At 46.3% G+C, this 9,497-nt stretch carries 10 protein-coding genes; 2 read left to right on the top strand and 8 right to left on the bottom strand.

Going from position 1 to position 9,497, the window contains the following annotated elements:
• The coding region (locus QUA62_RS04255) for a tetratricopeptide repeat protein (RefSeq protein WP_445301638.1) at positions 1–655 on the bottom strand (655 nt) is incomplete at its 3' end.
• 150 nt (positions 656–805) lie between these two features.
• Here QUA62_RS04255 and QUA62_RS04250 point away from each other — a divergent pair.
• Positions 806–1,069 (top strand): hypothetical protein, encoded by a 264-nt coding sequence (locus QUA62_RS04250; RefSeq protein ID WP_333098599.1) that lies wholly within the window; start codon positions 806–808, stop codon positions 1,067–1,069.
• A gap of 150 nt (positions 1,070–1,219) precedes the next feature.
• Here the strand turns inward: QUA62_RS04250 and tsaB are convergent, their stop codons facing one another.
• From tsaB to QUA62_RS04235, 3 genes are all read right to left on the bottom strand, one after another.
• Positions 1,220–2,092, bottom strand: a complete 873-nt coding sequence (gene tsaB / locus QUA62_RS04245; RefSeq protein WP_333402580.1) for a tRNA (adenosine(37)-N6)-threonylcarbamoyltransferase complex dimerization subunit type 1 TsaB — start codon at positions 2,090–2,092, stop codon at positions 1,220–1,222.
• A 2-nt stretch (positions 2,093–2,094) separates the two neighbouring features.
• Positions 2,095–3,807 carry a serine/threonine-protein kinase gene (locus tag QUA62_RS04240; RefSeq protein ID WP_333402578.1) on the bottom strand — a complete coding sequence of 571 codons (1,713 nt, stop codon included), beginning with the start codon at positions 3,805–3,807 and terminating at the stop codon, positions 2,095–2,097.
• Positions 3,808–4,062: 255 nt separating this feature from the next.
• A complete protein-coding gene (locus QUA62_RS04235; protein ID WP_006632635.1) occupies positions 4,063–4,311 on the bottom strand; it encodes a Ycf34 family protein in 249 nt (82 codons plus the stop codon).
• Positions 4,312–4,418: 107 nt separating this feature from the next.
• Between QUA62_RS04235 and QUA62_RS04230 the strand changes: the two genes are divergently transcribed.
• Complete coding sequence (locus tag QUA62_RS04230; RefSeq protein ID WP_333402576.1) at positions 4,419–5,675, top strand: CCA tRNA nucleotidyltransferase; 1,257 nt, start codon at positions 4,419–4,421, stop codon at positions 5,673–5,675.
• Between the two features lie 121 nt (positions 5,676–5,796).
• Here the strand turns inward: QUA62_RS04230 and QUA62_RS04225 are convergent, their stop codons facing one another.
• The 4 genes from QUA62_RS04225 to QUA62_RS04210 all read right to left on the bottom strand — a co-directional run bounded on the left by QUA62_RS04225 (position 5,797) and on the right by QUA62_RS04210 (position 9,353).
• Positions 5,797–6,144, bottom strand: a complete 348-nt coding sequence (locus QUA62_RS04225; RefSeq protein ID WP_333402573.1) for a DUF952 domain-containing protein — start codon at positions 6,142–6,144, stop codon at positions 5,797–5,799.
• Positions 6,145–6,163: 19 nt separating this feature from the next.
• The gene (locus QUA62_RS04220) at positions 6,164–7,756 is read right to left on the bottom strand and encodes a CocE/NonD family hydrolase (RefSeq protein WP_333402572.1); all 1,593 of its coding nucleotides are present in this window, start codon (positions 7,754–7,756) and stop codon (positions 6,164–6,166) included.
• 161 nt (positions 7,757–7,917) lie between these two features.
• Positions 7,918–8,370: a cupin domain-containing protein gene (locus QUA62_RS04215; protein WP_333402570.1), complete on the bottom strand. Its 453-nt coding sequence runs from the start codon at positions 8,368–8,370 to the stop codon at positions 7,918–7,920.
• A gap of 212 nt (positions 8,371–8,582) precedes the next feature.
• Positions 8,583–9,353, bottom strand: coding sequence for a cysteine hydrolase family protein (locus QUA62_RS04210; protein WP_333402568.1), 771 nt, complete (start codon positions 9,351–9,353; stop codon positions 8,583–8,585).
• Between the last annotated feature and the right edge of the window lie 144 nt (positions 9,354–9,497).

Below are 9,497 nucleotides of genomic sequence, written 5' to 3'. Positions count from 1 at the left end.
AATAGACATTGCCGAGGTTGGTGAGGGTAACGGCTTCCCCGCTGCGATCGCCCACTGCTCGTCTCAGGGGCAGCGACTGGCTGTAATACTCTAGCGCTTTTTGTTTTTCTCCTAAGTCTGAGTAGACTAGACCGATGTTGTTGAGGGCGGCAGCTTCCCCACCGCGACTGCCGACTGCCCGAAACAGGGGAAGCGACTGGCTGAAATACTCTAGCGCTTTCTGTTTTTCTCCCACTTCTGAATAGGCTTGACCTATGTTGGTGAGGGTAACGGCTTCCCCGCTGCGATCGCCCACTGCTCGTCTCAGGGAAAGCGACTGGCTGTAATACTCTAGCGCTTTCTGTTTTTCTCCCAATGATGAGTAGACATTGCCGATGCCCATGAGGGTGGTAGCTTCCCCGCCGCGATCGCCCGCTTCTCTATACAGCTTTAATGCTTCTTCCAACTTGACGATCGCACCTCTTAAAGCTTCCGCAGTCCCTTGTTGGTAGAGTTTCTCTGCTTCTTCATATACTTTTTGGGCAGCCTCGCTACTGTTAGTTTGTGCTGTTTGTACGACTTTACCAACGGGCACGACTGCTGCAACTGGCTGACTTAACTGAACCGAAAGTGCGATCGACATACCAGCCAAAACCCATTGAGCGCGATCGAACATAGCCACCCCTTTTGTATTTTTTTCAATTTTAGGCACTAACCTGCTTAGTGTTAAGGCAGGAAAAAGTCAGGGCGATCGGCATTTTTGCTAAAGTGAACGAGTAGTGCGATTCCCTGCGCGATAGCTACGCCGCGCGTACTTTTTCCCAGCATGAACAACATCCTAACTACCCCCGATCCCGTAACCAGCCACTGGGATTGCCCCGAATGCGGCGGCACCGGTACCCTCAGCCCAGAAATTTGCCCTGTTTGTCTCGGAGCAAAATACATCGATCTCGCTACAATAACGAACTGGATGCTCGATTTTATGGAATCTCGCGGCTGCGATCGAGCTGAGATCGATCGATTGCGAACCGAAAGTCCAGACCCCCTAACATTAACTTTTTGCCTCGAAGTTTGTATCGCCCTTAAATAAACAACGATATCAAGTCTGCTTAATTGCTTATAAATCATTTACGGGCATCGGGCATCGGGCATGGTCGGAAAAAAAACGCACTCTACAAGTTGATTTAACTGAAACGAAATAATGCCCAATGCCCTATTCCCAATGCCCTATTCCCAATATTCAGTGTCCCTTAACCGGATGTTGCCCGTAAAAAGGCAAAGCATCCGACCAATCAGGACGACTTCCCATTTGCCACTCCAAATAAGCCAATTCCAACACACTAGAAACCGACCAACCCAACTCGCTACCAACTTCAATTAACTGATAAGAATTCCCCCAATTATCCAACTTTTCCTGCCAAGATTCAGGAGTCATCACCGTATCAGGAAACAACTCAGTTAAACCCGAATCTTTGTTAACTGAATAAACCGCCCCAAAAAATTGTCCCCGCTGTGCAGGCATTTGCAGCGCAATATCCTCTCTCAAAAGCCCCCCCTTAGCAAAGGGGAGTTGGGGGGGTTCCGTATCCAAAAGCCCCCCCTTACCAAGGGAAGGTTCTGCACTCAAAAGCCCCCCCTTACCAAGGGGGGGTTGGGGGGGTTCCATATTCAAAAGCCCCCCCTTACCAAGCGAAGGTTCTGCACTCAAAAGCCCCCCCTTAGTAAGGGGGGGTTGAGGGGGTTCTAATTCCAAAAGCCCCTTCGCAAAGGGGGGTTCCGCCCAAGCGACAGCCGCCAAAGTTGAAATCGCAAAAACCGGAATATCCAACTGTTGAGCCAAAGTCCGCGCCGTCACCATACCCATGCGAGTCCCCGTGAAACCTCCGGGCCCCTTCGCCACCGCAATAAAAGCCAACTCCGCCCAAGTTTGCGGCTGAATAAACTCGACTAAATACTGATGCAAATGAGTGGCTAAATCGCGATCCAAATTCCAAGTTTTGCAGCGAGAATCCCCGGCAAAATTGCTGATGGCTAAACCAAGTTCGCGACTAGCTGTGTGCAGGGCTAAGCCGTATTTTTTAACTGATGTTCCGTCTTGGGGATTGCTATTCACGATTACTGATAATTTTCCTTAACAAAAAACAGCGGCAAAGCCACAACTAAGCAACCCAAAAGAATGCCAAATATTCCCGTATTTAAAATCCTGGAATTCCCCATGCCCCCAGTTATCAAAAACAGCACTACTAAACTTGTAAATAAATTCTTATTCGCAAATTCTTTGTGTTGGGAAACTTGATGCTTCACCGTCATAAAACCCGATGTAACTATTAGCGCAAACCAAGAATTAAAAATGACTATTTGAGAGCCAAAGATAAACCAAACTAAGGCAAACATTAGCGCATCTATCCAAAAATCCTGAGTTTTCAACTTCGGCAGCCAAAATTCTTGGGTAGCAACAGGGGCGATTTTCTTGAGTAATTGATTGTGTTGCAGCCGCACGAGTTTGTTTCTCAATTTAATCTTGGGATCGATTTGCAATATTTGCTTCCACTCTGGGCGGCGAGAATTGTTGACTCTTCCCAACAGCTTCACGGCTGCGACTTTATTTAACTGCAAATCGGTGAGTCTGGTGGCAATTATTTGAGATAAGTGCGGATAGTAAACGGGGTTGTCTTCGGTTCTGTTGATGACGATATTGAGCTGTTGCTTGGCTTGACTGACTTGGATTGTAACATTGTACGGGGCGATCGCCTCTTGCAAAGCTTGCTGAATTTCGGCTTGCTGTTGGCGAGTGAAAAGCGACACACCGGGCGCAGGTGTAACCACCCGTTCTGCGGGCGTTTCCGGCGCGTCTAGCACAGGCTCTGCGTCTAAATAGATCGGTTTGGGGTTCAAGTGTCGGATGACTGCTGATGCTGAACTGTAGCGCCGATTGGTGGCACTTTGAAGCATGGTGTCGAGGATGCGGCCGAAATCGTCGCTAACAGCGGTTTTCAAATAATTTCGCCAAGCCCAAGAATCTTCTGTACTGTCGAACAAATCGAAGGGAGGAATTTCTGTCAGCAAGTGAATGCAAGTAACCCCCAAACTGTAGATATCGCTGGCAAAAACTGCTTTACCCATCAATTGTTCTGGGGCTGTATAAGCAGCACTGCCGATGATTGTACCAGTTGGCTGCAAGCCGTTTGCTGTTACTTTCTTAGCTGCACCAAAGTCTACTAAAACAATATCTTTTTGGAAAGGAGAGGGTTGATAGGAATTTTCTAAGGCGGGTAAAGGAGTTGGAGATAGGCGGCGGCGAATGATATTTTCTGGTTTGATATCGCGGTGAATAACTTTGGATTTGTGGACGAAGTGGAGCACAGGCAATAAATCGTTGAGGATTTGCCGAATTTGATTTTCGGTGAATGCTCCTTTTTGTTCTAATTCTCTGGCTAGGTTTTTGCCGTCTATAAATTCTTGTACTAAATACTGTCTCCCGTCTTGTTCAAAATGCGCGATTAATTCTGGAATCTGGGGATGTTTGCCCAAGGTTTCTAGCTGGGCTGCTTCTTGGTGAAATAGTTGAGCGGCTTTTTCGGCTGCCGTATTTTGCGGGAAAAATTGCTTGATTACGCACTGCGAAAAAATCAGGGGTTTGGTTTCATCAACTGCTAGAAAGGTTCGGCCAAAGCCTCCTTGCCCGATCGGCTTTATGGTTCGGTAGCGAGATGCTGATGGTGTTTCTGCGTCAATAGTCAACAACAATTTGGAGCCGCAACTTTGGCACAATTCTGCATCCCCTGGGTTGTGCGGATTCTGACAAGTTGGGTTTAAGCAATAGCACATTGGATTTTAGATTTTAGATTTTAGATTTTAGATTTTTAATTGGGAATGGGGAATGGGGAATTGGGAATTGGGCATCGGGCATCGGGCATCGGGCATCGGGAATTGAAAATTGGGAATTGAATATTGGAAATGGAAAATTAAAAATTGGGTAAAAAGAAGAAACAAGAAAATGAGAGTGTTTTATTTTTTTCGTTCTTCCTTCTTCCTTCTTCCCTCTTCCTTCTTCCTTCTTCCTTCTTCCCTCTTCCTTCTTCCTTAAGTCGGGACGAGTTCGCCTGGCCGCAATTTTGCCCATTTGCCGGTCTCTTGCTTAAAACTCTGACACCCGACTACATCCCATTCCATTTCAATTTCGTCTTGGCGGGGACGGATGTTGACGTTGATGGTGGGTTCTACGGGGTCGAAATCGGGTGTTTCGGTGAGGTGAAGCTGTTCGTGCTGTTCTTCTACGGCGTGGTAGGTGAAGCAGCGGTCTACATAGTGGCAGTTAATACAAATACACATTCTTGATATCCTCTGTGCATTTCAAAAAGATTGGTGAAATTTGAGCTTTCTGTTAATCTAGCGTAGCAAGAGTTTAATTGTTTGTAAGTTTGTAGATTTTTGTTGCAATGCCGATTAATTTGCCCTCTTCATTATCTCCTAATACTTGGCCGTTTGATTTGAAACTGCTGACACCGCCTGCTTATCTGGTAGGGGGTGCGGTGCGGGATGCGTTGCTGGGCCGCCGATCGCACTATTTTGACTTGGATTTTGTCATGCTAACACGGGCGGTGAAGACTGCTCGAAAAATTGCCGATCGCACGAAAGGTGGATTTGTCTTGTTGGATGCGGAACGCCAAATTGCGCGCGTGGTGTTTGCGGGCGGTACGGTGGATTTGGCGCAAGCGGAAGGGGGGAGTCTGGAGGGGGATTTGCTGCGCCGGGATTTTCGGATAAATGCGATCGCCTACAATCCTTTTACAAGAGAAATCATCGATCCTTTGGACGGTCAAACTGATTTGCGGTTGGGTGTGCTGCGGATGATTTCGCGGTCAAATTTGGAGGACGATCCGCTGAGGTTATTAAGAGCTTACCGCCAAGCGGCGCAGTTGGGTTTTGCGATCGAACCTGAAACTCAATCTGCGATTCGGGAATTAGCGCCGCTGTTGAGTCGGGTAGCGGTGGAACGGGTGCGGACAGAATTGGGTTATTTGTTGAGCAATCCTGACGGTGTTCCTTGGATTTGTCGCGGTTGTGAAGACGGTTTGTTTTCGATTTGGTTTGAAAGTGCGATCGACCGTTTCGATATTTTGACAAAAATTGACGCATCTGCTGACAAATTAGCTGCAATGTACCCGGAATTAGGGAAGGAATTCGGGCATCAGATTCGAGATACAATTAAAACGTCTTTGTTGGCTGTCGCGAAGCTGGCTATTTTAGCAGATTCCGACCCGACAATTGCTGAAACGCAGTTGCTGCGGTTGAAGTACAGCAATGCGGAGATTAAAAGTGCGATCGGGCTTTTGAAATACTTGCCACAATTGCAAGCAAAACCAATCGCGGAAATGTCTTTGCGAGAACAGTATTTTTTGTTTCGGGATGTGGGAATAGCATTTCCAGTTTTAGCGGTTTTGGCGGTGGCGGCGGGAGTTGCGGTTGAGGATATTTCACGGTTAATTAATCGCTATCTGGATGCTGATGATATTATTGCTCACGCCACACAATTAGTTAGCGGCAATGATTTAATGCAATATTTGAATTTGCCCAGAAGTCCGCGCATCGGTGAATTGTTAATGGAGATTCAATTAGCGCGGGTGGAGGGTAGAATTGCGACTCGCGAAGATGCGCTGAAATTGGCGGCAGAGTTGGTTAATCAGTCAGTTTAAATTGATATGTTTCAGAAATTAGAACGGGCAAGATGCCCGTTCCACAAAATTAAACTTTCCCGTGGGGTGGGCTTCTAGCCCGCCCTAAAAAGTTAGTTTACCATGCTAAAAAATCAGAATTTTAAACAACATTTTTTAATTCTTCCGGCAATTCAAACTTGCCATCGGCACCCGGTTCAAACTCAACAACTTTCAACACAGCATCAACATTCAGCGGCCCGTAAATGTGCGGGTAATTCTCACCCGCAGCCAATTCATACTTAATTTCAGATTCTACTTTTTCCGAGTCAATCCAAAGCAGCAGCAATCCTGTTTGTCCCACAAAAAACTTATTAGCAGATTTAAGAACTTGTGGCAGAGTCGAACAGTGGATAAATCCTTCTGTATCTAGCGTATCTCCGCGATAGGATTGAACTTGTTTTGCTTCTTCCCACTGTTGGCTGCGGGTGATGTGAAAAATAATGCTCATAATTGAATAAGCTCTAGGTTTAATCGACAATTGGCAGCCAAATTTGAGAGGGACAATGCCCGCCACAACTTACTGTCAGCGTGATAATTTTAGCATCGATCGCCCGCGCTTCACCGGGAGGCGCACCCGTTCCCGGATTCACGTCGTAAGCGGGAAAACAAGCCGCACTCAAACTCAGACGCAACGCATTACCTTTAGCAATTTGCATACAAGTTGTTTGCAGCACAATTCTTACAGGTATTTCACCTGAATTCACCCGCACGTAACCTTGACTAAAATTGTAGACGCTGCCGCTATCTTTTACCTCAGAAAGTATGGCACACAAATCAAAACTCGGCGCATCGGCGGTACAAAATACTTCGACAATTATATCTCCAGCTAAGTGCAAATCTGCTGTTAGCGGTGCCGAAGTGTATGTTAACACATCGGTGCGGCAGTCAATAGTCGATCGCTCCATCGAACCTGCGGGAAATGCAGCGTGCCCTCCCAAGGATGGCACCGGCCGCCAAGGGTCATGGACGAATATATCATCAGTGCCAACATCCGCGCAACAATCTGTTAAAATACCCGCATCTTCTCTCATCGCGGCAAGTTCATTACTTGCTAAAAAATAAGATTTATGATTATTATTAGGCCATCGATCAAATTTCCGCCAATCATTCCTCCCCATCTCAAATAGCGAAATCGGCCGTTCGTCTAATATTCGTGTATCAACTCCTTTGAGGAAGCGATCGAACCAGCGAATTTGCAACTCATCCACAGGATTTGAAGCTGCCAAACCATAATCCAACGCTCCCACTTTTCGCCCCCAAGGTAAATGCGCCCAAGGGCCAATTATCAAATGCTGCGGACAGGAACTCCGGCTCGCCATTTCCTTGTAAAGATGGATTGTTCCCCGCAAATAAGTATCAAACCAACCGCCAACGTGCAGCATTGGCAAGTCTAAATTTTTGATGTTTGGCGATAACTTTTCCCAATAGTCGTTCGGTCGATAATTATCCAACCAATCGTGATAATATGAGTCGGGTGCAAAATTTTTAATAATCTCAGGACGGGCCGGCACGGTATCGTAGAGCGGGAGATTTCTCGAAGCTGCATAAAAGGCTTGATAGGCAGAAATATCGGCTTTTAAGCGAGCGGTTTCTGCGGCTAGCTGAATTGCCCAGCCGAGATTTGATTGCAGGCAAAATGCGCCGCCTTCATAGGCCCAATCTGCGTATAAATTGCCGCCTACCATTGCCGGACAAATTGTTATTAATGCGCTCGGTTTAGCAGCCGCCGCGTAGAGTTGAGTCATGCCTTGGTAGGAAAAACCGTACATTCCGACTTTGCCGTTACTTCCCGGCAAATTAGCTGCCCAATTGACGCTATCAAAACCGTCTTGTGTTTCGCTAACAAAAGGGTTAAATTCGCCTTCGGAAGTGCCGCGTCCCCGCACGTCTTGGATCACAACGATGTAGCCGTGTTTGGCGTACCATGCTGGATGGGAATATACGACTGTAGAGGCGATCGCCCTTCCGTAAGGTTGCCGCATTAATAATACTGGAAATTCGCCCTCCGCATCGGGGCGGTAGATGTCAGCATCTAAACGAACCGCATCTTTAGTTAGCATTGACGCTGTTTCTTTCGGACAAAGTTTCAGCATAAATCCTAAAAAATATCAAATAAAAAAGTTTGTAGTCAGGGCTTTAGTGCTTCTTCTAAGGACGGAAGCCCTGACTACAAACCTGATGAAATACTTTTCATCCAAGCACTCAACTCCTTACTACAAACCTAGCAGGATACGAGTACATCCGATCGCCCGAGAACTCTCATATCTTCCTCATCGAGTTCGACTGGTGTACCGCTGCGAATTAGTTCCACAAAATCCTCATTCGGCACCATGATGCACAAAGTGTACAAACGTCCACTGCCCGTATTCTCAATTAGGTGAGTGGCTGTTGGAGGCACTAACAAACTATCTCCCGGTTGAATACTAACTGTTTTGCCGTCGCAGGTTGCTTGCCCTGTTCCTTTGAGTACAAAAAACATTTCTACTGCGAATAGATGGCGGTTGGGAGGAGTTTTGCCCCCCACATCGAAAATCTCCACGCAAACTGTTAATGAAACATTAGCTATTACCGGATCGAAGACGATAGCTAATCTATTAGTATCGCCCGGACTGATGCGAAATGCTTGGTAGTCTTTCGGAGACTTTATAACAGGAATCACGCACTGGTTTGTCATTTTTTTATTATTAGTTGTCAGTGGTTATGTTTCTGCTGTCATTAGTGGTAAATCCAGAGTCATTAGTCCGCCGCTCAACCTCCAAAGTTTATGGATTTCACAGGAGAGTTCGCTGTCAGAGCAGGAAGCGAGATATAGGCTTTGGTGTGCGAGACTCTCGCACTCCTAAAAAACGCTTTTTACACTCCAGAGGGATACTCCCCTGATGACTGCTATTTAATTGCTTCTAACATAGCCTGAGAATCTGACAAAAAACCAAAACATTGTTTAACGTTATAAAGAGTAGCTTGCCAGCAATACTCAGGAGATGTCGTAGCTGTACAATCTTTGACTAAAATACAGTCGTAACCGAGGAAATTAGCATCTTGCAGGGTAGCCATGACGCACTGATCGGCGTTTACTCCTCCGAAGAAAAGGGTAGTTCGGCCGAGGTTCCGCAAGATACTATCTAAAGGAGTATCCCAAAAGCCGCTCATCCGATATTTATCAACACAAATATCCTCCGGTTTGGGTTTTAATTCATCGACAACCTGCGCCGCCCAACTCCCAGCCATCAGTACAGGGGCGTTGTTTTTTGGCAGCGGATCTCCCAAACCTACGCCGTCGCCTGTGGGATTGTAAACGTGACGGGAAGCTGCACTAATATTGAGCAAATCGCGGCGGTTTCCCCAGTTGATCCAAATAATTGGTACTGCGTGCGATCGCAATTTGGGCAGCAAATTTATTAAAGGATTAATTGGAGTTCGGGCGGGCGTTACATCTACGCCGATATGTGCTAGCCAACCGTCGGGATGACAGAAATCGTTTTGCATATCTATCACCAACATTGCTGCTTTTGCTAAGTCCAAACGCAGGGTTTTAGTTTCTGTTTCCAGGGTAACAGGTTGAGGCGCGATCGGCGATCGGGTGATATCGGCAATTTTGGCATCAACTTTCCAAGCATTCGGCGGTACGCCCAAAGTGCGGAGAGAATCAGGATTCATAAGGATTTTGACTCAAAAACGGTTTTAATGTTATAACAATTTGATTGTTACTAACTTGTCATATCTTAAATCTTTACTAGAATTAAGTATCAGGGGTAACTTTTTGATAAATTTTAGGATTTATTAAGTTTATTACAGTTTGGT

It is taken from the genome of Microcoleus sp. MON1_C1 (assembly GCF_036701945.1).
Classification (GTDB): Bacteria; Cyanobacteriota; Cyanobacteriia; order Cyanobacteriales; family Microcoleaceae; genus Microcoleus.
Note: the sequence above shows the minus strand (reverse complement) of the source record. Positions and strands in the feature narration are given on the sequence as shown.